The organism is Zoogloea sp. (assembly GCF_028689785.1).
Classification (GTDB): Bacteria; Pseudomonadota; Gammaproteobacteria; order Burkholderiales; family Rhodocyclaceae; genus Zoogloea.
Map to the genome: position 1 here is coordinate 34,611 of NZ_JAQVCN010000008.1, position 26,574 is coordinate 61,184.

At 65.8% G+C, this 26,574-nt stretch carries 22 protein-coding genes; 4 read left to right on the plus strand and 18 right to left on the minus strand.

Annotated features, from left to right (window positions below; translation table 11 throughout):
* Positions 1-119: 119 nt before the first annotated feature.
* Positions 120-683 (plus strand): alkyl hydroperoxide reductase subunit C, encoded by a 564-nt coding sequence (gene ahpC / locus PHI64_RS06010; RefSeq protein WP_299880140.1) that lies wholly within the window; start codon positions 120-122, stop codon positions 681-683.
* 95 nt (positions 684-778) lie between these two features.
* Here ahpC and hemF read toward each other — a convergent pair whose 3' ends face one another.
* The 16 genes from hemF to PHI64_RS06090 all read right to left on the minus strand — a co-directional run bounded on the left by hemF (position 779) and on the right by PHI64_RS06090 (position 20,898).
* The gene (gene hemF / locus PHI64_RS06015; protein ID WP_299880142.1) at positions 779-1,687 is read right to left on the minus strand and encodes an oxygen-dependent coproporphyrinogen oxidase; all 909 of its coding nucleotides are present in this window, start codon (positions 1,685-1,687) and stop codon (positions 779-781) included.
* A 66-nt stretch (positions 1,688-1,753) separates the two neighbouring features.
* On the minus strand, positions 1,754-2,119 hold the full coding sequence (locus tag PHI64_RS06020) for a 5-carboxymethyl-2-hydroxymuconate Delta-isomerase (protein ID WP_299880144.1): 366 nt from the start codon (positions 2,117-2,119) through the stop codon (positions 1,754-1,756).
* A gap of 81 nt (positions 2,120-2,200) precedes the next feature.
* On the minus strand, positions 2,201-3,490 hold the full coding sequence (gene purD, locus PHI64_RS06025) for a phosphoribosylamine--glycine ligase (RefSeq protein WP_299880146.1): 1,290 nt from the start codon (positions 3,488-3,490) through the stop codon (positions 2,201-2,203).
* A gap of 13 nt (positions 3,491-3,503) precedes the next feature.
* The gene (purH, locus tag PHI64_RS06030; protein WP_299880148.1) at positions 3,504-5,084 is read right to left on the minus strand and encodes a bifunctional phosphoribosylaminoimidazolecarboxamide formyltransferase/IMP cyclohydrolase; all 1,581 of its coding nucleotides are present in this window, start codon (positions 5,082-5,084) and stop codon (positions 3,504-3,506) included.
* Between the two features lie 54 nt (positions 5,085-5,138).
* Positions 5,139-5,378 (minus strand): helix-turn-helix domain-containing protein, encoded by a 240-nt coding sequence (locus tag PHI64_RS06035; protein ID WP_299880150.1) that lies wholly within the window; start codon positions 5,376-5,378, stop codon positions 5,139-5,141.
* A complete protein-coding gene (gene dusB / locus PHI64_RS06040) occupies positions 5,375-6,403 on the minus strand; it encodes a tRNA dihydrouridine synthase DusB (RefSeq protein ID WP_299880152.1) in 1,029 nt (342 codons plus the stop codon). The genes PHI64_RS06035 and dusB overlap by 4 nt, the downstream gene beginning before the upstream one ends.
* 112 nt (positions 6,404-6,515) lie before the next feature.
* The gene (gene mtgA, locus PHI64_RS06045) at positions 6,516-7,208 is read right to left on the minus strand and encodes a monofunctional biosynthetic peptidoglycan transglycosylase (protein ID WP_299880154.1); all 693 of its coding nucleotides are present in this window, start codon (positions 7,206-7,208) and stop codon (positions 6,516-6,518) included.
* A gap of 11 nt (positions 7,209-7,219) precedes the next feature.
* Complete coding sequence (gene aroE / locus PHI64_RS06050) at positions 7,220-8,041, minus strand: shikimate dehydrogenase (protein ID WP_299880156.1); 822 nt, start codon at positions 8,039-8,041, stop codon at positions 7,220-7,222.
* Positions 8,042-8,057: 16 nt separating this feature from the next.
* Positions 8,058-9,008, minus strand: a complete 951-nt coding sequence (locus PHI64_RS06055) for a TonB family protein (RefSeq protein ID WP_299880158.1) — start codon at positions 9,006-9,008, stop codon at positions 8,058-8,060.
* Positions 9,009-9,014: 6 nt separating this feature from the next.
* A complete protein-coding gene (locus PHI64_RS06060) occupies positions 9,015-11,000 on the minus strand; it encodes an RNB domain-containing ribonuclease (RefSeq protein ID WP_299880160.1) in 1,986 nt (661 codons plus the stop codon).
* 78 nt (positions 11,001-11,078) lie between these two features.
* A complete protein-coding gene (locus tag PHI64_RS06065) occupies positions 11,079-17,123 on the minus strand; it encodes an Hpt domain-containing protein (RefSeq protein ID WP_299880163.1) in 6,045 nt (2,014 codons plus the stop codon).
* A 46-nt stretch (positions 17,124-17,169) separates the two neighbouring features.
* The gene (locus PHI64_RS06070) at positions 17,170-19,293 is read right to left on the minus strand and encodes a methyl-accepting chemotaxis protein (protein ID WP_299880166.1); all 2,124 of its coding nucleotides are present in this window, start codon (positions 19,291-19,293) and stop codon (positions 17,170-17,172) included.
* A gap of 55 nt (positions 19,294-19,348) precedes the next feature.
* Complete coding sequence (locus tag PHI64_RS06075) at positions 19,349-19,864, minus strand: chemotaxis protein CheW (RefSeq protein WP_299880169.1); 516 nt, start codon at positions 19,862-19,864, stop codon at positions 19,349-19,351.
* A gap of 11 nt (positions 19,865-19,875) precedes the next feature.
* Positions 19,876-20,241 (minus strand): response regulator, encoded by a 366-nt coding sequence (locus PHI64_RS06080; protein WP_299880172.1) that lies wholly within the window; start codon positions 20,239-20,241, stop codon positions 19,876-19,878.
* Between the two features lie 20 nt (positions 20,242-20,261).
* Positions 20,262-20,663 carry a response regulator gene (locus PHI64_RS06085; protein WP_299880175.1) on the minus strand — a complete coding sequence of 134 codons (402 nt, stop codon included), beginning with the start codon at positions 20,661-20,663 and terminating at the stop codon, positions 20,262-20,264.
* Between the two features lie 82 nt (positions 20,664-20,745).
* Positions 20,746-20,898 carry a rubredoxin gene (locus PHI64_RS06090; protein WP_296565200.1) on the minus strand — a complete coding sequence of 51 codons (153 nt, stop codon included), beginning with the start codon at positions 20,896-20,898 and terminating at the stop codon, positions 20,746-20,748.
* Between the two features lie 118 nt (positions 20,899-21,016).
* On the opposite strand from PHI64_RS06090, the gene PHI64_RS06095 reads away from it, so the two are divergent.
* From PHI64_RS06095 to hemL, 3 genes are read left to right on the plus strand one after another with little or no spacing between them, the layout of a single operon-like run.
* On the plus strand, positions 21,017-21,871 hold the full coding sequence (locus tag PHI64_RS06095; protein WP_299880178.1) for a hydroxymethylpyrimidine/phosphomethylpyrimidine kinase: 855 nt from the start codon (positions 21,017-21,019) through the stop codon (positions 21,869-21,871).
* Entirely contained in the window at positions 21,868-22,482 is a 615-nt protein-coding gene (gene thiE / locus PHI64_RS06100) for a thiamine phosphate synthase (protein ID WP_299880180.1), read from the plus strand. Before PHI64_RS06095 ends, thiE begins: the two co-directional genes overlap by 4 nt.
* A 19-nt stretch (positions 22,483-22,501) precedes the next feature.
* Positions 22,502-23,788: a glutamate-1-semialdehyde 2,1-aminomutase gene (hemL, locus tag PHI64_RS06105; RefSeq protein WP_299880183.1), complete on the plus strand. Its 1,287-nt coding sequence runs from the start codon at positions 22,502-22,504 to the stop codon at positions 23,786-23,788.
* An 85-nt stretch (positions 23,789-23,873) separates the two neighbouring features.
* On the opposite strand, the gene mgtE is transcribed toward hemL, so the two are convergent.
* Together mgtE and PHI64_RS06115 are read right to left on the minus strand one after the other, a co-directional pair.
* Entirely contained in the window at positions 23,874-25,316 is a 1,443-nt protein-coding gene (mgtE, locus tag PHI64_RS06110) for a magnesium transporter (protein ID WP_299880186.1), read from the minus strand.
* A 115-nt stretch (positions 25,317-25,431) separates the two neighbouring features.
* Positions 25,432-26,574 (minus strand): FAD-dependent monooxygenase, encoded by a 1,143-nt coding sequence (locus PHI64_RS06115; RefSeq protein WP_299880189.1) that lies wholly within the window; start codon positions 26,572-26,574, stop codon positions 25,432-25,434.

The window sequence follows — 26,574 nt, forward strand, 5'->3', positions numbered from 1 at the left end:
CCCCAAAACGATCGATAGTTTTTGTTAATTCAGACGATTTCATCAATCAATTTGAACGATGAGTTCGGCCGGCCTATCATCCAAGGCTCCAAGTCTTCTCAACCTGTGAAGGAAACGCGATGTCCCTGATCAATACCGAAATCAAGCCGTTCAAAGCAACCGCCTTCCACAATGGCAAGTTCGTCCCTGTGACCGACACCGACCTGAAGGGCAAGTGGTCCGTGTTCTTCTTCTACCCGGCTGACTTCACCTTCGTGTGTCCGACCGAACTGGGTGACATGGCCGATGTGTACCCCGAATTCCAGAAGCTGGGCGTTGAGGTGTATTCCGTGTCCACCGACACCCACTTCACCCACAAGGCCTGGCACGACGCCTCTGATACCATCAAGAAGATCAACTACCCGATGATCGGCGACCCGACCGGCGCCATCAGCCGCAACTTCGACGTGATGATCGAAGAAGAAGGCCTGGCCCTGCGCGGCACCTTCGTGGTGAATCCGGAAGGCCAGATCAAGGTCGCCGAAATTCACGACCTGGGCATCGGCCGTGACGCCTCCGAGCTGCTGCGCAAGGTGAAGGCTGCCCAGTACGTGGCCTCCCACCCGGGTGAAGTCTGCCCCGCCAAGTGGCAGGAAGGCGCCGAGACCCTGAAGCCGTCTCTGGACCTCGTCGGCAAGATCTAAGTCCTGCTGACAGGGCGGCTGCGGCTGCCCTTAAGCAAAAAGCCCGGCCGTCGCAAGACGGGCCGGGCTTTTTATTTTCCGGGAGCGGGGGGCGATCAGGCCCAGTCGCGGGGGATCAGGAAGTCGGTGTACAGGCGAGCCTCCGGGCTGCCCGCCTCGGGGTGCCAGTCGTAGCGCCACTTCACGATCGGGGGCATGGACATCAGGATGGATTCGGTGCGCCCGCCGGACTGCAGGCCGAACAGGGTGCCCCGGTCGAAGACCAGGTTGAATTCCACATAGCGACCCCGGCGATAAGCCTGGAAATCCCGCTCCCGCTCGCCGTAGGGGGTGTCGCGGCGGCGCTCGATGATGGGCAGATAGGCCTTCAGGAAGGCATCCCCCACGCTGCGGGTCATGGCAAAGGCGCTGTCGAAGTCCACCTGGCCGTCGGCACCGTGGTCATCGAAGAACAGGCCGCCAACGCCACGGGGCTCGTTGCGGTGCTTGAGGAAGAAATAGCGGTCACACCACTCCTTGAGGCGGGTGTACTCGGCCTCACCCCAGGGCAGCACGGCGGCCTTGCAGCTGGCGTGGAAGTGCCGTACGTCCTCTTCGAAGGGGTAGTAGGGGGTCAGATCCTTGCCGCCGCCGAACCACCACACGTCGGGCTTGCCTGGTGCGGAGGCGATGAAAAAGCGCACGTTCATGTGCACCGTCGGGCAGTAAGGGTTGCGGGGGTGGAGCACCAGGGATACACCCATGGCCTCGTAGCTGCGTCCGGCCAGCTCGGGGCGGGCGGCGGTGGCGGAAGGGGGCAGACCCTCGCCCATCACATGGGAGAAGTTGCAGCCGCCGCGTTCGAAGAAGTTGCCGTCCTCGATCAGGCGGGTAAGGCCGCCCCCGCCGGCCGGGCGGGTCCAGCTGTCGGTGACGAAGGGCTTGCCGTCAAATAGTTCCAGGGCAGAGACGATGCGAGTCTGCAGATCGAGGAGATAGGCTTTGACGGCGTTGCGGTCGGGCATGGCGATTCTTTTCGGATACAAAAAAGACGGCTCCAGGAGGAGCCGTGGGTTCAGTCCGGCATCTGCTCAGGTGGCGGGCAGCAGGCGCTTGGCGTAGACCTCCCGGTCCATGTCGCGGGCGTCGGCGGTGATCTGAACGATCTGCCTGCCCGGGCCGATGAGGCTGCTCATGGCCAGCACCAGGGCTTCGGTGAGCCCTTGCTTGGTGGGCTTGTCGCGGCCCGACAGCATGGCCAGTTCGGCATGCACGAAGCCGTGCTCCGCGCCGCTGCCGACACAGAAGTGCTGCACGGGAATCAGGCGGACCTTGATGGAGTCCGGCGGGTTGAAGACGCCACTGGAAAGTAGGACGTCACAGGCTGCCTGGGCCAGGCTCACGCCGTCGAAGCGGCTGGCCATGTTTTCGCTGTATTCGATACGCAGGTGGGGCATGTCAGTGAGCGCCGGGCTGTCTCGAGCATGGCGCCGAGGTCTGCGAACGAAGTGCGCCTGAGGGGTGTTTCATAATGGTATTCAGCCCTTGCGGCCAACGGCTCGGTAGCCGATGTCACGACGGCACTGCATGCCGTCGAAGTGGATCTGGTCCACCTGTTCGTAGGCCTGTTTCTGGGCGCTCCTGACGTTGTCGCCGAGGGCCGTGACGCACAGCACGCGGCCGCCGCTGGTGACGACCTGCCCGCCCTGCTCGGTGGTGCCGGCGTGGAAGACGTGCACGTCGGCGTTCGCTTCAGTGGGCAGACCGTGGATGGCATCGCCCTTGCGCGGGCTGTCCGGGTAGCCGGCAGCAGCCATCACCACGCCCAGGGCGAAGCGGCGGTCCCACTCGGCTTCGATCTTGTCGAGCTTGCCGGCAATGGCGGCTTCGACCAGGTCTACCAGGTCGGACTTGAGGCGCATCATGATGGGCTGGGTTTCAGGGTCGCCCATGCGGCAGTTGAACTCGACCACGCGGGGGGCGCCCTTGCTGTCGATCATCAGGCCGGCATACAGGAAGCCGGTGTAGGGCAGGCCTTCGGCGGCCATGCCGACGAGGGTCGGCATGATGATCTCGCGCATGGCGCGGGCATGGACTTCCGGGGTGACCACCGGGGCGGGGGAGTAGGCTCCCATGCCACCAGTGTTGGGCCCCTGGTCGGCGTCCTTGAGGCGCTTGTGATCCTGGGAGGTGGCCAGGGGCAGGGCGTGACGGCCATCTGCCATGACGATGAAGCTGGCTTCCTCGCCTTCCATGAACTCTTCGATCACCACCCGCGGGCCGCGTTCGTCGTACTGCACGCCCAAGGTGTTGTGGGTGAGCATGGCGTCGATGGCCGCGTGGGCCTCGTCCATCGTCATGGCCACCACTACGCCCTTGCCGGCAGCCAGGCCGTCGGCCTTGATGACGATGGGGGCACCTTCGGCATCCACGTAGGCGTGGGCCTGAACCGGGTCGGAGAAGGTCTGGTAGCGGGCGGTGGGGATCTTGTGGCGCTGCAGGAACTGCTTGGCGAAATCCTTGGAGCTCTCCAGCTGGGCGGCCAGCCGGGTCGGCCCGAAGATGGGCAGGCCGGCGGCCCGGAAGGCATCCACCACGCCGGCGGCGAGGGGAGCCTCGGGGCCGACGACGGTCAGGCCGATCTGCTCCTGGCGGACAAAGTCGATCAGCGCCGGAATGGCCGTGATGGCCACGTTCTCAACGCCGGGCTCCCGAGCGGTGCCGGGGTTGCCGGGGGCGACGTAAACCTTATGGACGCGGGCCGAGCGGGACAGTTTCCAGGCCAGCGCGTGTTCGCGACCGCCGGAGCCGATGACGAGGATTTTCATGTTGGGGCCTGGATCAGTGGCGGAAGTGGCGGAAGCCGGTGAGCACCATGGCGATGCCCTGCTCGTCGGCAGCGGCGATCACCTCGGCGTCACGCATGGAGCCGCCCGGCTGGATGACCGCGGTGGCGCCAGCCTGGGCCAGCACGTCGAGGCCATCACGGAACGGGAAGAAGGCATCGGAGGCCACCACGCAGCCGGGGATGACGAGGCCGGCGTTCTCGGCCTTGATCTTGGCGATGCGGGCGGAGTCCACACGGCTCATCTGGCCGGCGCCAACACCGATGGTCATGCCATCCTTGCAGTAGACGATGGCGTTGGACTTGACGTATTTGGCCACGCGCCAGGCGAACAGCAGGTCGCTGAGCTCCTGTTCGGTGGGGGCGCGCTTGGTGACGACCTTCAGATCGGCTGCGGCGATGGGGGCGAAGTCGGCGCTCTGGACCAGCAGGCCACCACCGACACGCTTGTAGTCGGGCTGCTTGACGATGCCCAGCGGGACGATCAGCACGCGGACGTTCTGCTTGGCCTTGAGGAGTTCGAGGGCTTCGTCGGTATAGGCCGGGGCGATCAGCACTTCCAGGAACTGGGCGCTGACGGCTTCGGCGGCGGCGCGATCAACGGTGGTGTTGAAGGCGATGATGCCGCCGAAGGCCGAGGTGGGGTCGGTGGAGAAGGCCTTCTTGTAGGCTTCGAGCGGGCTGGCGGCCACGGCCACGCCGCAGGGGTTGGCGTGCTTGACGATCACGCAAGCCACAGTGTTGGCAACTGAGTCGAAGGCCTTGACGCACTCCCAGGCGGCGTCGGAGTCGGCGATGTTGTTGTAAGACAGCTCCTTGCCCTGCACCTGAGTGAAGGCGGCGATGGTGCCGGCCGGGGCGCTGGACTCGCGGTAGAAGGCGGCGGACTGGTGGGGGTTCTCGCCGTAGCGGAGGTCCTGCACCTTGTCGAAGGCCAACTGGAAGCGCTCCGGGTAGGCCAGCTTGCTGCCGTCGTCGGCCAGGGCTGTCAGGTGGTTGGAGATGGCCGAGTCGTAGCGGGCGGTGTGGGTGAAGGCCTTGCGGGCCAGATCGAAGCGGGTCTTGTAGGACAGGGCGCCGTTGCCGGCCTTGAGCTCGGCGACGATGGCGGCGTAGTCCTCGGGGTCGGTCACGATGCCGACGCCACCGGCCTCGTTGCCGTGGTTTTTTGCCGCGGCGCGGACCATGGTGGGGCCGCCGATGTCGATGTTCTCGATGGCGTCTTCGAGGGTGCAGTCAGCCTTGGCGACGGTAGCCTGGAAGGGGTAGAGGTTAACCACCACGAGGTCGATGCGCGGAATGCTGTGCTCTTCGAGTTTGGCCAGGTGCTCGGGCAGGTCACGGCGGGCCAGGATGCCGCCGTGCACCTTGGGGTGCAGGGTTTTGACGCGGCCGTCGAGCATCTCGGGGAAGCCGGTGTAGTCGGACACGTCGGTGACCGGCAGGCCGGCGTCGCGCAGGCTCTTGGCGGTGCCGCCGGTTGACAGCAGGTTCACGCCGAGGGCGGACAGTTCGCGGGCGAATTCGATGACGCCGGTCTTGTCGGAGACGCTGAGCAGGGCTTGGGTGACTTTCATGGGGCTTCTCTGGATGGCCGCGGCAGGGCGCGGCACTGAATGAGGGGGTGACGATTAGAGGAGTGCGTGTTCGGAGAGCTTGCGGCGCAGGGTGTTGCGGTTGATGCCCAGCATTTCCGCGCACAGGGTCTGGTTGCCGCCGGCCTGCTTGAGCACGAATTCGAGCATGGGGCGCTCGACGTTCTTGATCACCATGTCGTACAGGGCATTGGGCTTTTCGCCGTCCAGATCCCGGAAATAGGTGTCCAGCGCGCGACAGACGGAGTCGGCGATATCATTGCTGGTACTGCTCATGCGGCAAGCTCCTGAGGAAATTCTTCGGGGTCTGCATAGACCAGTCGGCTGTCTCTGTCAGCGAGCCGACCGAAGAACTCGTCAATGGCGGCAATCTGTTCTTGTACTGTCGGCAGGGTGTTCATGGTCTTGCGGAACTGGGCCGAGCCGACCAGGCCCTTGGTGTACCAGCTGATGTGCTTGCGGGCGATCTTTACGCCTGTGTCCTCGCCGTAGAAGGCGTAGAGGTCGGCGAGGTGCTCCTTGCACACCTGCAGGATCTCGGAGACCAGGGGCGGGGGCAGTTCTTCGCCGGTCTTCAGGAAGTGCTCGATCTCACGGAAGATCCACGGGCGACCCTGAGCGGCACGGCCGACCATGATGCCGTCGGCGCCGGTGTAGTCGAGCACGAACTTCGCCTTCTGGGGCGTGGTGATGTCGCCGTTGGCGATGACCGGGATGTGCACCCGGGTCTTCACGTCGGCGATGGTGTCGTACTCGGCTTCACCTGTGTACTGGCAGGCGCGGGTGCGGCCGTGGATGGCGATGAGCTGGATGCCGGACTCTTCGGCAATGCGGGCGATCATCGGAGCATTCTTGTTGGCCTTGTTCCAGCCGGTGCGGAACTTGAGCGTGACCGGGGTGCTGCCCGCGGCGCCGACCACGGCTTCCAGAATGCGGGCCACCAGAGGCTCGTCCTGCATCAGTGCGGAGCCGGCCATGACGTTGCAGACCTTCTTGGCCGGGCAGCCCATGTTGATGTCGATGATCTGGGCGCCCCGGTCGATGTTGTGACGGGCGGCTTCGGCCATCATGGCCGGATCGGCACCGGCGATCTGCACGGAGATGGGGTCCACTTCGCCATCATGGTTGGCGCGCCGCTGGGTCTTGGCGCTGCCGTAAAGCAGGGAGTTGGAGGTGACCATCTCGGAGACGGCGACACCCGCACCCATCTTCTTGCAAAGCTGGCGGAAAGGACGGTCCGTGACGCCGGCCATGGGCGCGACGAACAGATTGTTTCGCAAGGTGAATCCGGCGAATTGCATCGGGGGAGGCACGACTGGGGAAAAGCAGCGCATTCTACCCCAAGGGCCCTCGGTCGGGCAGGGGCCGACGTATCCCGTGGGTGTGCAGAAATACCGTTTCGAGGGTGAAGCCTCAGGGGACTTCCGAGTACTGCATGCGCCCCTGGATGCGTGCCGCATGGGCCGCCAGGCGTGGTCCGAAGCTGGTTTCGTACTTGCGGGGATTGGGCAGCATCACCGCCATCCGGGCGGCCTGGGCTGGGTTCAGACGAGCGGCGGAGGTTTTGTAGTAGCGCTGGGCGGCGGCTTCGCAGCCGAAGATGCCGTTGCCCCATTCGACCACGTTGAGATACACCTCAAGGATGCGGCGCTTGTCCCAGACGGCTTCGATCATCACCGTGATGATCGCCTCCTCGGCCTTGCGGAAGTAGCTGCGGGAGGGTGACAGGAAGAGGTTCTTGGCCAGTTGCTGGCTGATGGTGGAGCCGCCGGCCACCGCCTTGCCCTTCTTCTGGTTCTTCTCGATGGCCTTCTGGATGCCTTCCCAGTCGAAGCCTTCGTGGTCGACGAACTTGTCGTCCTCGGCGGCGATGACCGCGCGTTTCAGGTGCGGGGAGATCTGCTCGTAGGGCACCCAGCGGTAACGCAGTTCGGCGTCGGACCTCTTCTGGTTGAGTTCATCGAGGCGCAGGCTCATGAAGCTGGTCTCGGAGGGGGGAACCCACTTCCACCAGACGACGAGCCCGAACAGCCACAGATGCCAGGCGATGAAGAGCAGGGCCAGGGCCAGTAGCGCCCGCCGGGTCCAGTGCCAGACGGTCTTCATCGCCGCTCGTGTCAGAGGCCGGCGCGCAGCTGCGTCAGCACGGAGGCGGTGTCGGGGCGCAGGCCCCGCCACAGCAGGAAGCTCTCGGCGGCCTGTTCCACCAGCATGCCGAGGCCGTCGCAGAGGCGGGCCGCGCCCTGCTCCCGGGCGGCGCGCATGAAGGGGGTGTCGCCCTTGCCGTACATCATGTCGTAGGCCAGGCTGCCCGGCGCGTAGAGGCCGTCGGGCAGGTCGGGGGCTGCGTCGGAGAGGCTTGCACTGGTGGCGTTGATGACCACGTCGAAATGCTGTCCGGCGAGCTCGGAAAAGCCGCAGCCCAGGGGTTTCAGGGGGCCGGAGCGGGCAAACTCGTCGGCCAGCTCGGCGGCCTTGCTGGCCGTGCGGTTGGCGATCACCAGGCTGGCCGGGGCGGCCTCGAGGAGGGGCAGTACGGTGCCCCGCGCGGCGCCGCCAGCACCGAGAAGAAGCACCCGCCGGCCGGCGACGCGGCAACCCTGGTTGACGGTGATGTCGCGCAGGATGCCGGCGCCGTCGGTGTTGTCCCCGAGGATGCCGTCGGCACCGAAGGCCAGGGTGTTCACCGCGCCGGCAGCTTGGGCCCGCGGTGTGTGGCGGTCAGCCAGTTCGAAGGCCTCGAGCTTGAAGGGCACGGTCACATTGAGCCCGCGACCACCTGCAGCCTGGAAGGCCGTCACGGTGCCGACAAAGGCGTTTATGGGGCCAAGGAGGGCCTCGTAGACCAGTTCCTGGCCGGTCTGCGCGGCGAACAGGCTGTGGATGCGGGGCGATTTGCTGTGGGCGATCGGATTGCCGATCACGGCGTAGCGGTCCATGGTGTGCTCGCTGGGGTTACTCGGAGTTTTCCGTTTTGACCATGTCGGCGTTGGTGAACTTCCAGGTCCGGGTGATCACGATCTCATCCGTGTCCTTTCGGATGTTCTCCGGGAAGGCCGGGAAGGGAGAGGCCAACTGGACGATGCGGACGGCGGCATCATCGAGGATCTTGTTACCGGAGGAGCGCTGGATCTCCACATGGCGGACCGCACCGTTGGCGCCGATGCTGATGGACAGCAGCAGGCTGCCATACATCTTGCCTCGGGCGGCGGGCGGGTAGTTGAGGGTGCCGACGCGCTCGATCTTCTGGCGCCAGTCTTCCACATACTGGGCAAACCGGTATTCACCGGCGCGGGCGCCGATGAACTTCTTGCGAGGTCGGGCGGCGTAGTCCACCAGGTCCTTGTCGATCTGGGCTTCGATCCGGGCGACTGCAGCAGAGCTGTCGAGGAGGTCGTAGCCCGAGACGGGGCTGGGGGCTTCCGTCGGGCTGACCTGCTGGGCGTCCAGTTGGATCGCCTTGCCCTTTGCGCCTGTCATGGCCTGCATCTCGGGGGCCTGCTGCTGCTCGCTGCGGCGTTGTGCTTCGACCAGGCCATCACCAACCCGGGAATGCTCCTGAGGGGGCAGGGGGGTGGCCATCTGGCCGGATTGGTCACCGGTTCCGCCGGCATCCAGGTTGCTCTGGGCCAGTACATCCACCTTGTCTGGGCGCTGGACATGGCGGGAGTTGACCAGGACGACCTGGAGCCCCTTGTCCTGGTGCTTGAACGTGTCCGGGTCCGGCATGACGAAATGGATGGACAGCAGAATGGCGTGGAGGGACAGGGACAAGCCCACCCCCCACTCCAGAGCGTAGCGTACGGTGGTACCCGCGAAGACCGGCATGGGGCTGAGCGGTGTGGTGGTGGCGCTACCGGCGGCGGGGGAGAGCCGGGCGGGGAGGCGGCGGAGAGCCTGCAGCATCAGGGGTCAGGCGGGATGGGCCGGGGGAGTGTCAGCAGTGGGGGACGGCAGTGGGGCTGCCGCTTCATCTTTCGTGGCGCCCAGGGCTTCGGGAATCTCTTCCTCATCCACTTCGATGGGTTCGCCGCTGGATGCTGCCAGGGTTTCAAGATAGGTGGCTCGCACCTCTACGTCGATCAGGTCGGTGCTGTCGATCGCCAGGCGAACCCGGGTTCCGGGGGGAAGCGTGGGCAGGGACGGCACCTTGAAGACCAGCGGGATTTCCTCCAGGCGGACCAGACTTTCCCGTAGCACGCGGGCACTCATGGCTGGGTGGCCTGCCTGGCGTAGCCAGCGGAGGCACCAGTAGCGCTCCATTCCACGCTGGAATTCAGCGTAGGCAGTATAGGTGAGCTCGAAGTCGCGCATGGCAGCGATGAGGTCGGGGGACTTGGGCGGAAATGCCGGCATGCTGCCCTGCAGCCAGGCGATCAGCTGCCACTGGTTTACCAGATCGACATAGCGGCGCAGGGGGGAGCTGGACCACGCGTAGCAGTCGACACCAAGCCCTTCGTGGGGGGCCGCAGCCGTGGTCATGCGCACCTTGCCACCGGTCTGGGCCCGGTACAGGGCTGGGATGCCGGCCTCAGCCAGGGCTTTGCCCCAGGTGCTGTTGGCGGCAATCATCAGCTCGGCAACCAGCTTGTCGAGGGGCGAACCACGGGGGCGCCGTCCGATCTCGATGCGGCCGGGGCCATCCTCGGTGCTTATGCTCCAGTCCACGCTGAAGTTGTAATCCACCAGATTCTGGTTGGCGGCGGGCTTGCCTCGGCCGGCCTCCAGGACGGTGGCCAGCTCCCACAGCAGGTTCAGCTCTGCCTTCCAGGGGAAGTCTGGCCCGCCCTCGGCAAGGGTGGTGTCGTTGAATACGGGCTCGATGTCGTGGTGGCGCAGGTTGGCCACCACCGGCACGCGTTCGATGCAGGAATGGTTGCCGGTGACGATGAGGTCGCGGCTTACTTCCAGGTACAAGGACAGGGCCGGGCAGTCGCGGCCTTCGCCTAGGGTAAAACGCTCGACGATGCTCTCTGGCAGCATGGTGATCTTGTTGCCCGGCATGTACACCGTGGACAGGCGCTGGCGAGCGATGCCATCGAGGCCGGACTCCCGGCCGAAGCCAAGGCCTGGGGCGGCGATGTGGATGCCGATGCGCCAGCCCGCGTCGGTGGGCGTTACCGAGAAGGCGTCGTCGATCTCGGTGGTGGCGGCATCGTCGATGGAGAAGGCGCGCACGGCTGCCACGGGCAGCTCGCTGGGAGCCACAGGGTCGTCCACAGCAGGAAAATCGGTGCCTGCGGGGAAGTACTCGAACAGGAAACGATCGAAGTGCAGTTCGTGGGACGAGGCCAGGGCGCCACAGGAGAGGAGCAGGCGGGCCGGCGACTGGCCGTTCTCGGCACAGGCCGCTTCAAGGGCCTTGGTTTCCAGGCGGTTGCGGTCGGGTTTGTAGAGCAGCTGCCGGACCATGGGCTGGAGCTCTTCGGGCAGGCGGCCGGCGAGGAGCTCGTCACGCATGCGTTCCACGGCGGCGGCCTGGAGGCGCTTCTTTTCAAGCCCGGCCAGGGCGGCCTGAAGAATCTCGGCGGGGGCTTTGCGGAAACGGCCACGGCCCTTGCGATGGAAGTAGATGGGTGCGGCGTGGAGACGCAGCAGGATGGCCGTGGACTCGATCGGGGTGGGAGGATGACCGAAATATTCCTTGGCGAAGTCGGTGAACACGAATTCGTCGTCACCGCAGACTTCCCACAGAAATTCGGTATCGAAGCCTTCAGCCTCGGCTTCGGCGCGCTCCAGCAGCTCGCCCGCGGACGGCTGGGCGAAGCGCATCAGCACGTCCTTGCTCTTCAGTTTGAGGCGCTTGCCGTGGGGTGTTTCCACCTGCAGGGAGGCGTCGTTGTCGGTCAGGATGGTGCCGGTCTTGAAGGCACCATCCTCTTCGAAGAGCAGATTCATGGGACGGTCGGGCTGGAAAACACCCGATTATAGCCAAGCCCGCCCCTCCCCCGGACGAAAGCGCGGTTTTGGCGCGGGTCAGGACTCGGACGGTGGTGCAAAACCCCGGATCAGATCCAGTAGTACATCTTCGTCGTAGGGCTTGCCCAGGTAGTGATTGACTCCAATCTCCTCGGCGTAGCGCTTGTGCTTCTCGGCGGTGCGCGAGGTGATCATGATGATCGGCACGACCTTGAGCTTCACGTCGGCGCGGATGTTGCGTGTCAGGTCGAAACCATCCATGCGTGGCATTTCGATGTCGGCGATGATCACGTCGGGGCGCACGGTGAGCAGTTGCTCAAGGGCATCCACGCCATCCTTGGCGGTGATCACCCGGTAGCCTTCCCGTTCGAGCAGGCGGCCGGTGATCTTGCGGACGGTGAGGGAATCATCCACCACCATCACCGTGGGCTGGCTGGGAACCGTGACGGCGGCCTGCAGGATGGCGCCATCGTCGGCACCTGCAGGGCTGCGGGCCGCCAGGGCGACCGGGTTGAGGATCAGTACGATCTCGCCGTCGCCGAGCACCGTGGCCCCGGAGTAGCCGACCATGCGGGCGTACTGGGGCCCGGCGTTCTTGACCACGACTTCCTGGTTGCCGCGCAGGGCGTCCACGTGGAGGGCCACGGTCTCGCTGCCGGCGCGCAGCAGCAGCACCCAGTTGAAGCGTTCGATCTGGGGCCGGGATTCGAAATCGCCGAGCAGGCGTGGCAGGTAGCGGTAGCCGAAGTGCTCGCCCAGCCAGTCGGTGCCTCGTTCGTCCCGCAGCTTTTCAAGGGCACTGGCCTTCAGCTCGAGCACCTGGGCCACCATCGACGAGGGAATGGCGAAGGTGCGGTTGCCGGCGCGCACCAGCAGAGCCTGGGTGACGGCGAGGGTGAGGGGAAGGTGGATGCGGAAGCAAGTGCCCTGGCCAGGGGTGCTGTCGACACTGATGCGTCCGCCGACAGCGGCAGTCTCGCTCTTTACCACGTCCATGCCCACACCCCGGCCGGCCAGGCTGGACAGGCTGGCGGTGGTGAAGCCGGGCACGAAAATCAGGTTGGTGAGGCGCTTGTCGTCGGCGTCCTCATCGGGGGCCAGCAGGCCGCTCTCAATGGCCTGGGCACGGATGCGCTGGAAGTCCAGGCCGGCGCCGTCGTCACGGAACTCCATGACAACCTCGTTGCCTTCGTGGGACACCCGCAGGTTGATCTGACCGATCTCGGGCTTGCCGGCTTCCCGGCGTTTCTCTGGCGACTCGATGCCGTGGGCGACTGCGTTGCGCACCAAGTGGCCGAGGGGGCCAGTCATGGCGTCGAGCACGCTGCGATCGATTTCGATCTGACCGCCGATGATGTCCAGGTTGGCGCGGCGACCGAGCTCCTTGGCGGTCTGGCGGACCAGGCGGTAGAGGCGCTCGGCGAGGCTGTCGAAGGGCACCATGCGTACGTGCATCAGCGACTGCTGCAGCTCCCGCGCCATGCGCGACTGAGAGTGAAGAGCGACTTCTGCGCCGTCGAGGTTGCGCAGCAGGTTTTGCTGCACCGTGGTCACGTCGCCGACGCTCTCCGCCATCATCCGGGTGAGTTCCTGGAGGCGGGTGTAGCGGTCCATTTCCAGGGGGTCGAACTCGGTGTGCTGGGTCTCGACCTGGGAGAGTCGCGACTGCATCTGCGTGTCGGCCTGGATTTCTACCTCGCGCAGCTGGTTGCGCAGACGGATGACGTTCTCAGTGAGGTCGAGGAGGGAGCGGCGCAGGGTGCGCAGCTCTCCTTCGATACGGGTGCGGGCGATGCTGATTTCGCCAGCCTCGTTGACGAACTGGTCGATTCGGCTGGCTTCCACACGCAGTTGTACCCGGGTTCCCGGAGCGGTCGTGTCTCCAGGCTGGGCTGGTGCGCTGTCTTCGGAAGCGACCGGGGCTTCGTTGATGACGGTGGCGACCGGGGCCGGTTGCTGCAGGTTCTCCAGCGCTTGGCGGGCCTGGTCGAGGGAGGCTTCGAGGTCGTCGACGATTCCCTGGCCGCCAGGGGCCTGACTGCGGGCTCGTTCGAGCCGGGTTTCGAGCTCGTGCAAGCTTTGCCCGAGGCTCATGGCACCCACCATCCGGGCGCTGCCCTTCAGGGTGTGGAGGAGGCGGGCCACGCTGCTGGCGTGGCCGGGGTCCGCCGGGTCGTCGCGCCAGTTGCGCAGGGCGGCGTCGAGGTTGTCGAGGAGCTCGCTGCCCTCGTCGAGGAAAATCGGCAGGAGTTCGGGGTCGAGCTCATCGCGCAGGGGGGCGCTGGGCGCTGCGGGTGTTTCGGGCGGACGCGGCGCTGCGTCGCGGCTGCTGGCCGGGGTGACGAGGGCTTCGGGCGCGGAGGCCGGATGCAGGGCGATGACTTCGGCCAGGTGGGATACGAGAATGTCGTCGAGCGCCCCGGCCAGCTCGGGCATGGGCTCCGGCAACTGGCGACTGGCCAGCTGGACGAGCATGCTCTCCAGGGCTGTTGCCGCAGCGTTGAGTGTGGCGGCCTGGGGGGCGGTGGGGGCCCGGTCGTGGTCCGTGAGGCGCTGCTGGGCCAGTTCGAGGGCCTTGGCGAGCTGCTGGGGGGCGGAGAAGCGGGCTGTGCCGGAAATGCCAGCCAGGGTATGGGCGGCACGGATGGCACCGCCGGTGGGGATCAGGCTGGGGTTGACCGAAAGCCGGGCCAGCTCATGTCGCAAGGTGGCCACATGCTGCCGGGCTTCGGCAAGGTAGAGATCGAAAAGTGGGCGGGACAGGGTGACGTCACCAAGACGGACCTCGTCCGGGTCGGTGCTGGCTTCCGGCTTGGTGTCTTCGTCGTCCGGCAGATCGGCGAGGTCGAGCACATCGGGGGCCTCGACCGGTGCTTCGTTATCGGTCTGGCCTTCACCGGCTTCCGGTTCCGCGTCGGTGCCAGGCTCGTCGATCTCCGGGAAGGCGTCGGGCTCAAGGGGCTCGTCCTGCAGTGCCGGTACGTCGGTGAGCTCTGCCCGCTCGATTGGCTCGGCAAAGTCGATGGATTCCAGGGCCTCGAATGCTTCGATGGTTTCAGGCGCATCGAAGACTTCAGGGACTTCAAAGACCTCGGGAGCGTCGATGATCTCGGCGGCCCCTGCGGGTTCGGGCATCCTCGTGCCGGCCAGTGCCCCGTCATCCTCGAAGAGGTCTTCCACTTCGAGGACCTCGTCCGGCGTGTCGGCCTGGCTGTCTTCGGTGACGGGGGCTTCTTCGCCAACGATCTCCAGGGCTTCGATGGGCAGGAAGACGTCTTCGTCGCTTGCAACCGGTTCCTCGACTGCTTCGCTGGGTAGCTCGAAGCTCAGATCGAAGTGGGGACTTGCCAGGTCGTCCTGCAGGAGGAGTTCGTCGACACGGGAGCCGGCAGCCCCGCCAGTGGCTTCTTTGGTGGCGGTGGGCGCGTCCGAGCCTGCCGGATCGACAAAGGACAGTTCAGGGAAGTTGAGGTCGAAGGCTTCGTCCGGTGCTTCCTCGACCATGGCCCTGGGCAGGTTCAGGGCGGTGGCGGCGAGGTCGTATTCGTTGAGCAGCAGTGTCGCCTCAAGGTCGAGCTCCTGGGGCTCGTCGGTCAGCGAAACGGAGATGAGGCTGCTCTCGGTGGGCTGGTAGTCGTCGAACTCGGGAGCCTCGATGGTCAGGGCTGTGTCGAGCTGGGCGGGAATCTCGGGTGCCGGGGGGGCAACCGGCGCAGTGTCCGGTTCTGCCGGGGTGGGCGTTGCAGCCGGGAACTCGGCATCGCCATCACCACGCAAGCGGGCAGACTCGGCAAGCAGGGCGCTGACGTCGCGCTGGGGGCCGGAGCCGGACTGGAGCTGTTCGATCCAGCCGGAAAACTCGGCCAGCGCCTGACCGATCAGGCTGAGGAGTTCCGGGGTGACTGCCTGTTCGACCCGGAGCCAGTGATTCAGGGTCTGCTCGATGCTCCAGGCGGCTTCACCGAAGTCCTTGAGGCCGACCATGCGGCCGCTGCCCTTGAGGGTGTGGAAGCTGCGTCGAATGGTGGTGAGGACGTCGGTGTCGTCCGGTGCCTCGTCCAGGAGCACGAGGTTGCGGGCGATGGTGGCCCTCACGTCGATCGCTTCTTCGATGAAGATGTCCAGCAGCTCGGCGTCTATCTCGGCGGCGCTGGCGTCCAGCAGGCGGGTGGCCTCGGCGGACAGGGCGGGGGCCTCAGGGCTGCTGGCCAGGGGGACGGCCTCGGCGAAGAGTTCGCCGGCATCGAGCATGGTGAGGGCCTGGCGGGCCTGTTTCTCGAGCTCGGTGTTGGCAGTGAGGGAGGCGTCCTGGCGCAGGTTCTCGAGGTTGAGCTGGAGCTCGGTGCGCAGGCCGAAGTCGTCGGGGTTGTCTTTGAGGGCGGCAGCCAGGGCAGCGGCGTCGCGCTTCTGCTGATCAAGTTCGGCTTCGATGCTGGCGCCCGAGGTGGCCGGGGCTGGCTGGTCGGGACGTAGGATGCGGTCGAGGTCGGCCGGGCCGTGTTGCAGGGCTTCGATATAAACGCCGAGTGCCGACAGGCGGTGAGCGATTTCTTCGAAGGCTGGAGTGTCGGCGTCGCTGCCGGCAGTGGTCAGGGCGGCGATGCGTGCGGCTGCGTCCTGCAACAGACGTACGGCGCCGTCTTCGTTCATGACCGACAGGGCGCCCTCGATCTGCTTGAGAGGCGCGCGCACGGCGTTCAGGATGTCGGTCTGGGTCGGGGCCCGGAAGAAACTGTCGAGGCTCTGCTCGACATCACCTAGGCTCGCGAGGATCTCGTGGGCAAGCTGGCGATTGATCTGCCTGTCGTCGGACTCGGGCTTGATGATGTCCAGCGGCGGCAGATGCTCGCCCCGCTTGTGGGCCTGCAAACGGTTGATCAGGGCCTGGATCTGCGGGGTGTTGTCTGGCGCGCCCTGGCTGTGGGTGTCTAGCTGCGCATCCACCAGCAGCATCAACGTTGCCACGTCCATGGACATGGTGTCGTTGAACTGCAGGGGGTCTTGGCGCAGCCATAGGGCGAGATCCGTGAGGGACTCGACGAACTCGGCGATCTCGGGGTGATTGAGCTCCCGGGCCTGGGTGGCCAGCGGAGCTATGGACTCCTGGAAGCGAGGCAGACCGATGGCACCGCCTTTGGAGAACTGGGACCAGGCGTCGCGGGCATCGGCAAAGCCCTCGCGGAGCTTGCGCAGCAGAGGCGCCTGAGGGGTGTCACTGATCTGGTACTTGCCGGCCGGAATGAGCCGTTCGAGGGCGTAGGCCTCGCGTACTGCAGCGATGCTCGGGGATTGGGCCGAGGTGCTTGCCACGTGGTAGAGCACGTCGCGCATCAGGCGCTCGGCGACCATGCTGGAGCCTTCCATCACCCGGCGCATTTGAGCGTCGATGCGTCCGCACAGCCGCTTGGTGGCGGGGTCGGCAGGGGCGTCGCGCTGCTCAAGAGCGTCAAAGAAGGCGGTAGCGGCAAACCAGAAGGCGCGGGACGTGGGGACTCCCTGCAGCCTCTCAATGCCCGACACTGCTTCGCGCATCTCCTGGGGGCCGGCGGGGTCCAGGCCGTTGCGGAACCACTTGAGAAGACCGCGCTCGAAACGCCCCCGCAGGGCGCGTAGGCGCTTTGGATCTTCGCTGGTGTCGGCAGGGCCGGCGAAGACCGGGCGCTGGGACAGGTCCGGGTAGAACAGCTCGCCGGGGGTCGGGGGCTCCTGGCCACGCGCCGCGGCGAGTTCGACGTAGAGATCGAAGAGCCGCAGGGCCTGATCGGGCTGGCCGCGGGTGAGTTCGTCCAGGTAGTTGCCGATGGCGGCGATGCAGCGGGAGGCGAGGCGTGCAACCTCCGGGGTGTAGGACACCTGACCGGCAGCCAGTTCGCCAAGCAGGCGGTCGACATGCTCCGAGAATTGGGTCAACCCGTCCAGGCCGACGATGGACAGGGCGCCATGGGCCTGGTGCAGGTGGGTCTGGGCGAATTTGATCCGGCCGAGGCGGTCGGGGGCACTGCCGGCTTCGGCAAGCGCCGTTTCCGACCGTTCCAGGGCCAGGTCGATCTCGCCTTTGACCCAGGTCAGCGGACCGAGGTCGAGTTCGTGTGCGGAGCTCATCAATGGGTCTTGGTCGGTTTCCGTTCCGGTAGGGATGCGGCGTGGCTCAGACCTTGAAGCCGGAGACCGAGCCCTTCAGCTCGACGGCCAGGTCGGCCAACTCGCCAATCGAGACGGCCGTCTGCTGGGTGCCGGTGGTGGTGCGGTCGGTGATGGCGAGAATGTTCTTCATCTTCTCGGCCACCTGGGTCGCTGCCTTGGCCTGGACTTCGGTACTGACGGAGATGCGTTCGATGAGTTCGGCAGTTTCGGCCGACACCCGTTCAATCTCTGCGAGTTCCTGGCCGGCGGTCTCGGACAGGTGGGCGCCGTCCACCACATCGCGGGTGGCGTTTTCCATGGCAGCTACGGCGTCGCCGGTGTCGGTCTGGATGGTCTTCACGATGGCACCGATCTGCTTGGTGGCTTCGGCCGAGCGTTCGGCGAGGCGCTGCACTTCTTCGGCCACCACCGAGAAGCCCCGGCCAGCTTCACCAGCCGAGGCTGCCTGGATGGCAGCGTTGAGGGCCAGTACGTTGGTCTGCTCGGTAATGTCGGAAATGAGCTCCACGATTTCGCCGATCTCTTGGGAGGACTCACCCAGACGCTTGATGCGCTTGGAAGTTTCCTGAATCTTCTCGCGGATGTCGTTCATTCCCTTGATGGTGTCTTCCACGGCGGCGGCACCCTTCTGAGCGGCCTCCAGGGAGCGGCGGGCCACCTGGGCGGACTGCAGGGCGTCTTCGGAGGCCGCGCTCATGGAGCTGGCCATGGTCTGGGCGGTTTCGCCGGCGAGGCGCAGCTCCTGGGCCTGGCGCTCGGTGGCGGCGATCAGTTCGTCGGAGGTCTGCTGGGCAGATTCGGTGGCGGAGGTTACACGAATGGCGGCGTCGTTGATGCGGCGCACCAGCACGGAGAGCTCTTCAATGGTGTAGTTAACCGAGTCGGCAATGGCGCCGGTGATGTCTTCGGTGACGGTGGCGCGTACGGTCAGGTCACCGTCGGCCAGGTCGCCCATCTCGTTCATCAGGCGCAGAATGGCCTGCTGGGTGTTGTTGCGCTCGAATTCGGCGGTTTCCTTGAGGCGTTCGGCGGCAAGGCGGCGGCGGGCGATGTCGTCGTTGTAGGTCTTGGCCATCAGGGCCAGGCAGATCACCGTGGCCAGGGCACACAGTACGATGGCCAGGCTGACCCAGGTAAAGAAGCCGGTGTAGGCACGGGTATAACCTTCGGCGAGGGCGGAGGTCTTTTCGAGCAGGGGGCCGGAGTTCTGGAAGATCTGGCTGCCGGCCTGCTTGGCCTGCACCAGGCGCTGGATGCTGCCGAGGATGGCGGTGACGGAGGCGAGGTTGTCCTTGCCCACGTTTTCCAGTTCGGCCAGCTTGCCCTTGGCATCGCTGCCGTCGGAGGTCATCTTCTGGAGTTGCTCGATCAGCTCGCGGAAGGTGTTGGTGTCCTTGCCGAGCAGGAAGGCCACTTCAGGGTCGATGGCGTTGGCGACCAGCAGCGCGTTGGCATTCTTGGCGATACGCTGGGTCAGCATCACCACCTGGTTGGCGACGGCGATCTCGCGGGCCGATGCGCCACCCTGGAGCTTGAGGGCGGCGACCTGTTCGGACAGTTCGAGCAGCTGGGGATTCTTGGTGTTGATGGTGTTCACCGCCTTGCCGAGGCTGGCCAGGTTCTTTTCTTGCTCGATCAGGTTGGCGGCATCCTTGTCGGTTTTCTGCCACAGCTCGGTGACCACGGCGAGTTCGTCGCTGACCGCGCTGCTGCCTCCGGGTACTGAGGTGCCGTCCACGTCGCCGCCGTTGGTGACGGCACCGAGCAGGGTGTTGAACTGCTCGCGGCTGCCTTTCAGTTCGTTGAAGGCGGCGGCGTCGCCCTGCAGGGCAAGCTGGCTGGCCTTGGCGAGCTGCTGGGACAGGGTACGCATCTGGCCTGCGGCCGTGACGTAGGCGGTGCCAAAGCTGCTGACGCGGATCTGGTAGAGCACGAAGCCGATGGTCAGGGCGGCGAAGATCAGGAAGGGGATGCGCAGCACGCGCAACTGTTCCGCAGCACTTTTGCCGGCCAGGAAAGGCAGGGGTGCCGTGGCCTGTGCCACCTCGCCGGATTCAAGGATCGTGTCCACATTGGTGGATGCTGGTTTGCTGTCGCCGCGCGACAGACCCGGTAACTTGAATGCCATGGGGTTCCTCTTCAGCGGGCGGGGCCCGCTGCTCCTCCCGAATGGATTTTCATGATCATGATTGTGCTGCGTCCAGAAAACGCGTGTTATTCAGCAGGTCGGCCACCTTGAGCCGTGTCCAGGCGGTACCTCGGGCATCCCGGAGTTGCTCGCCGATCCAGGGTTGGTCTGCGTCGGGGGACGAGGGCAGGAGCTCGAAATCCTCGAGAGAGCGCAGACCCAGGGCGCGAGTCACAAGCAGCGCGCAGTTGAGGTTGTGGCGTACACCGATGAGCAGCAGACGGGCGTGCCCGGCCGGTGCGATGGCCTGGTCACCGTGAAAGGCGGCAAAATCGACCACGCCGAAGAGGTTGCCGCGCACGCTGGCGAGACCACGGAACCAGTGCTCGCTGAGAGGGACGGGAGCCAGGGGCGGCACCGCCAGGATCTCACCCGCCTCGGTCAGGTCGACCAGCCAGTGACGTTTGCCAGCTTGCACACCCAGAAAGGCCGAGGCGCGGGTGTCCCGTGCTTCGGCGAGGCGCCGGGCCAGCCCGGCCTGGAATTCGTGGAGACTGATCCGCTTTGCCATGCTCTTCGGCCTTAGCTGAAAGCCCGGATCTTCTCGAGCAGCACGCTGTGATCAAGGGGTTTGACCATGTAATCGAAAGCGCCCTGGCGCATGCCCCAGATCTTGTCGGTTTCGTGTCCCTTGCTGGTGCAGATGATGACCGGGATGTTGCGCGTGGCTTCGTCGCGGACGATGGTACGGGTGGCCTGGTAGCCATTGGTGCCAGGCATCACGACGTCCATCAGGATCAGGTCGGGCTGCTCCGTCTTGCTCTTGACCACGGCTTCATCGCCGCTTTCGGCAGTGACGACCTGGTAGCCGCTTTTTACCAGCATCTCTGAAAGGGCGAGGCGTTCGGTCGGGGAGTCGTCGACGACGAGAATTTTCTTGATCGGCATGGAGATGCGTCTGTGGGAGGTCAGTCGTTGGCAGCGGCCTGGCGCGGGGCGCCGGTGTGGCAGGCCACGGAGCGCAGCAGGCTTTCCTTCGTGAAGGGTTTGGTGAGGTATTCGTCCGAGCCGGCAAGGCGACCACGCGCCCGGTCGAACAGGCCGTCCTTGGAGGACAGCATGATGACGGGAGTGGCCTTGAGCCGGGCGTTCTTCTTGATCAGCGTACAGGTCTGATAGCCGTCGAGGCGCGGCATCATGATGTCGACGAAGATCAGGTCGGGGGCATGGTCGGCAATCTTGGAGAGGGCGTCGAAGCCGTCCTCCGCCAGCACCACCTGGCATCCGGCCTGGGCGAGAAAGATCTCGGCACTGCGGCGGATGGTGTTGCTGTCATCGATGACCATGACCTTGATTCCGCTGAGATTCACCTTGGTCCTCCGGGGTCCGTGCCGATGTCGTTGCGGACGTGCATTGTTGTGGTGCCTGGGCTGGGGTGATGACGGCTGGCCTTCAGATCGCGACCATTTCGAAGTCGTCCTTGCGTGCGCCGCATTCGGGGCAGGTCCAGTTGGGGGGGATGTCCTCCCAGCGGGTGCCCGGGGCGATGCCCTCTTCAGGGGAACCGGTTTCTTCGTCGTAGATATAACCGCAGATCAGACACATCCAGGTCCGGTATTGGGGATTTGCCATTGGGGTGCGTTGCGATGATTTCGGCTAGAATCTTCTGGATCGTGAATGGTAGCGCAGTCGCAGTTAAATTTGTGCGTCCTCGGCTTTCCTAATGACTATAAACCGCAACGATCCCAATCCCCCGCTGGTTCTCGTTTTCGCCGCCGCCGACCCCACGGGTGGCGCCGGCATCCAGGCTGACATTATGACGTTGGCAGGCATGGGTTGTCATGCCCTCACCGTCATAACCGCGCTCACCGTCCAGGATACGGCCGGCGTGGAGGACGTTCTGCCGATCGATGCCGATTTTGTTGCCGAGCAGGCGCGCGCTGTCCTTGAGGACATGCCAGTCCAGGCCTTCAAGCTTGGGGTGCTCGGCAGCGCCGACAACATTGCCGTGATTGCCGAGATCATCGCCGACTATCCCCACATTCCCGTCGTCGTCGATCCGGTGGTGGCGTCTGGTCGCGGCGACGAGCTGGCGTCGGACGCCATGCTCGACCTGCTCTGCGAACTCATTCTGCCCCAGGCGACGGTGATCACCCCGAACACCATGGAGGCCCGCCGGCTGGCGGCGGGCCGCACCGGCATGGGGGGCGACCCCGAAGGCCGAACCCAGTCGGACTGCGCAGCGGCGCTCATGGAGATGGGCTGCGAGTACGTGCTCATCACCGGCTCCCATGCCCAGACACCGCAGGTGGTTAACACCTTGTACGGCAGCGGTGGGGTGGTGCGGGCCGACACCTGGGAGCGTCTGGGCGGGAGCTACCATGGTTCCGGGTGTACGCTGGCCTCGGCTGTGGCGGCTGCGTTGGCCCATGGCCTCGACATGCCGCAGGCGGTCTACGAGGCACAGGGCTTTACCTGGCAAGCGCTGGCGCATGCCTTTCGGCCCGGAATGGGGCAGCATATTCCTAACCGTATCTTCTGGGCCCGCCCGCCAGCCGGAACGGATGTTGACTCATGAAACTGCGTGGGCTGTATATCGTGACGCCGGACCAGACTGACACCGGGGCGCTGCTGGCTGCGGTGGCCCGGGTGCTGCCGGCCCGTCCGGCGATTGTCCAGTATCGCAGCAAGCTGGCTGACGCCGGCCTGCGTCGGCTGCAGGCGACGCAACTGCTGGCCCTGTGCCGTCAGTTCGGCATCCCGCTGGTGATCAACGACGACCTGGCTCTGGCCCTGGAGATTGACGCCGACGGCGCCCACCTGGGGCGGGACGACGGCGATCTGGCCGGCGCCCGGCAGGCCCTGGGGGCGTCCCGCATCCTCGGGGCGAGCTGCTACGGGGAGTGGTGGCGGGCTGCCGCCGCCGCTGCGGCGGGGGTCGATTACCTGGCTTTCGGGGCCATGTTTCCCTCGTCCACCAAGCCCCTGGCGCCCCTCGCACCCCTTGAAATGCTGAGTCGGGCCAAGGTGGAGTTCGGCTTGCCGGTGGCGGCGATCGGCGGGATCACCCTCGACAACGTCCCGTCGCTGATTGCCGCGGGCGCCGATCTGCCCGCCGTGATCAGCGACGTATTTTCAGCGCCCGACCCGGCTGCCCGTGCGGCCGCCTATGCCGGGCTGTTCGATTGACCTCTCAGGAAGCTCCCGCATGACCAGTCGCAACGAAGAACTCTTTGTCCGTGCCCAGCGCACCATCCCGGGTGGCGTCAATTCGCCGGTCCGCGCCTTCCGCTCGGTGGGTGGTACGCCACGTTTCCTCAAAAAGGCTCTGGGGGCACGGGTGTGGGACGCGGACGGCAAGGAATATCTGGATTACGTGGGCTCCTGGGGCCCGGCTATCCTGGGCCATGCCGACCCGGTGGTGGTCGAAGCGGTGCGTGAGGCGGCTCTGGAGGGCTTGTCCTTCGGAGCTCCCACCGAGCGCGAGATCGACATGGCCGAGCGCCTGTGCGAGCTCTTGCCCAGCCTCGAGATGGTGCGCCTGGTGTCCAGTGGCACCGAAGCCACCATGAGCGCCATCCGCCTGGCCCGGGGCTTTACAGGCCGTGACGCGATCATCAAGTTCGAGGGCTGCTACCACGGTCATGCCGACAGTCTGCTGGTCAAGGCCGGCTCCGGCCTGCTGACCTTTGGCAACCCCTCGTCGGCCGGCGTGCCGGAAGATTTCGCCAAGCACACCATCGTGCTCGACTACAACAACCCGGCCCAGCTGGAAGAGACTTTCCGGGAGAAGGGCGATGCCATCGCCTGTGTGATCATCGAGCCGATCGCCGGCAACATGAACCTGGTCAAGCCGTCGGCCGAGTTCATGCACCTGCTTCGTCGCCTGTGTACCGCTCACGGTACGGTGCTGATCTTCGACGAGGTGATGACCGGTTTCCGTGTCGGGCCGCGTGGGGTTCAGGGCCTGTTTGGCATCACCCCCGACCTGACCACCCTGGGCAAAGTCATCGGTGGCGGCATGCCCGTGGGGGCCTTTGGCGGCCGTCGCGACATCATGCAGAAGATCGCCCCCCTTGGTGGTGTCTATCAGGCCGGCACCCTGTCCGGTAGCCCGGTGGCGGTGGCGGCGGGGCTGGCCAGTCTCGATCAGATCGCCCGCCCGGGCTTCTATGAAGTGCTCACCGCCCGTACCGAGCGCCTGGTGAAGGGCCTCAATGCTGCTGCCGCAAAGCAGGGTGTGCGCTTCGTTGCGGATTCGGTGGGGGGAATGTTCGGGCTCTACTTTGCTGCCGGTGTGCCCAACAGCTACGCCGATGTGATGGCCTCCGACAAGGAGCGCTTCAATCGCTTCTTCCACGCCATGCTGGACGCCGGGCATTACTTTGCGCCGTCAGCCTTCGAGGCGGGCTTCGTGTCGGCAGCCCACTCCGAGGCAGACATCGACGCCACCATTGCGGCGGCAGATGCCTGGTTTGCCGCCAATAGGGGCTGATACAGGCAGAGTCTGTGCGGTCTCTCCCCCGTGGGGTCGAACTAATTCGACCCCACGGGGGCTCCGAACTGCGCCGGAGCGTGGGCTACATCAGGAAGATGGTTGCCAGCCCCAGAAAGATAAAGAAGCCACCCGAGTCGGTGACGGCGGTGATGATGACGCTGGAGCCGACCGCCGGGTCTTGCCCCAGGCGGTTGCGCATCATGGGGGCCATTACCCCCACGAAGGCGGCCACCAGCAGGTTGAGCGTCATGGCGGCCGTCATCACCGCGCCGAGCTTGCCGCTGCCGTAGAGGACCCACGACAGCACCCCGAGCAGGCCACCCCATACGATTCCGTTGATCAGGGCCACGCCCATCTCCTTTTTCAGGAGGCGGCTGAGGGCGTCGTCCTGGACCTGACCCATGGCGATGCCGCGCACGATCATGGTGATGGTCTGATTGCCCGAGTTGCCGCCAATGCCGGCCACGATGGGCATCAGGGCAGCGAGGGCCACCAGCTTCTCGATGGAGCCTTCAAAAGCACCGATCACCCGGCTGGCGATGAAGGCAGTGACCAGGTTGACGGCCAGCCAGGCCCAGCGGTTCTTCACCGAGTCCCATACGGACGCAAAAATATCTTCCCCTTCCCGCAGACCGGCCTGGTTGAGCAGTTCGTTCTCTGTTTCCTCGCGGATGAAGTCCACCACCGTGGCCACCGTCACCCGGCCGACCAGTTTGCGGTGGTAATCCACCACCGGTGCCGACACCAGGTCGTACCGTTCGAAGGCCTGGGCGGCAGTCTCGGCCTCGTCGGAGGGTTCGAGGGTGAGGGTGTCGGTGAGCATGATCTCGCTCACTTCGGTTTCCGGATCGTTGATGAGCAGCCGGTCGATGGGCAGTACGCCGCGCAAGTGCTCGTCCCGATCCACCACGAAGAGCTGATCGGTGTGGTCGGGCAGGGCATCGAAGCGGCGCAGGTAGCGCAGCACGACTTCCAGGCTCACGTCCTCGCGCACGGTGACCATCTCGAAATCCATCAGCGCGCCGACGGAGTCTTCCGGGTAGGACATGGCGGCGCGCAGCTGCTCGCGCTCTTCCGGGTCTAGGCCCTGATACACCGCCTCCATCACCTCCCGGGGGAGGTCGGGGGCCAGATCGGCCAGTTCGTCGGCGTCCAGCTGCTCGGCTGCGGCCCGCAGGGAGGCCGGGTCCATGGACTCGATGAGGGATTCCCGCACCGCGTCGGAGACTTCGAGCAGGATCTCGCCATCCCGCTCGGCCTTGACCAGGTCCCAGACGAACAGGCGCTCGTCCAGGGGCAGAGCCTCCAGGATGTGGGCGACGTCGGCGGAGTGCAGGCTGTCGAGCTTGTGGGTCAGCTCGTGGATGTGCTGCTTGTGAACCAGGCTTTCCACCAGGTCATGCTTGGGCATGTCCTGGCGATGGACAAGGTCTTCCACCAGTTTGTGGCGGGCGAGCAGGTGCTGCACCTCGCGCAGGTGGATGTCGAGGTCGTCGTGTTGCTGGAGATCGTCGGCTTCGGCCATGGTGCTGGTCCCGTGGGCAGCGGGGCGCCGGGCGGCGCGCAGGCTGCGGATTCTACGGCGTTTGCTGCGCCGCGGCGACGGCCTTTTGCATTGCGGGGCTGGTCGCGGGCAACGCTCAGGGCCAGGCGCGGGCGCCGAACATCATGCGCTTGGCCACGAAATGACGGGCGGGTGGCAGCAGGTCAAGGGCAAACAGCCCTGCACCCCGGGCGTGGCGCAGGGCTGGGGAGGCTGTGCTGAACAGACGCACCAGGCCGTCGGTGAAGCGGATGGTGCCCTGGCGGTCGAGGCGGCGTTCGCTGGCGTAGGCCTCCAGGTTGGCCGCCGCGCCGGGGTCGCCGCCGGCCCGCAGCAGAATTTGGGCGCAGGCCCACACATCACGTAAGGCGAGGTTGTAGCCCTGGCCGGCAACGGGGTGCAGGGTCTGGGCGGCGTTGCCCAGCCACACCGTGCGTTGGCTCACCGGGTCGGGCCGGTAGCGCAGCAGCAGGGGGTAGCGGGCGCGGGGCCCCACGCTGGCAAAACGCAGACGGCTGCCGAAGTGGGCCTGCAGGCGGGCCAGGTAGGCCGCGTCGTCGAGGGCCATCAGGGCGTCGGCTTCGGCCGGGGCGGCGGTGTGGACGATGGCACAGTCGTTTCCGCAGGGCAGCACGGCCAGGGGGCCCTGAGGGGTGAAACGCTCCCAGGCGCGGTTGCCATGGCCTTCGGCCGGGGTGACGACGGAGATCACGGCGTGTTGGCCATAATCCCGCTCCACCAGGGCGCTGTCGTCCGCACCCTGGATGCTGCCTTCGGCGCAGGCCGCAAGACGGGCCGACAGGGGCGGGGCGACGGACAGGCTGACGATCACGTCGTCGGCGCCGGCGGCCAGGCCGGTGACGGTGGCCTTGTCCACGATGGGAATGCCGGCGGCGGCCAGGGCGTCATCCAGGGCCGCGGCCAGGTCACCGGCACCGGCGACGTAGCCGAGGGCAGGCTGCCCGTATTCGGAGGCCTGCAGCACGGTGCGGCCAAGGCCGCCCTGGTGGGAGACGTGGATGCTCTCGATGGGCGTGGCCGGCAGCTGCGACCAGATCCCCAGGCGTTCCAGGGTCAGGCGGGTGCCGTGGGACAAGGCCAGAATGCGCGGGTCATGGCGGGCAGCGCCGCGGGGGCGGGCGTCCACCAGCACCATGTCGAGGCCGGCGTCCTTGAGGGCCAGGGCAAGGGTCATCCCTACCGGGCCGGCGCCAATGATGGCGAGATCGTGGCGTTTCAT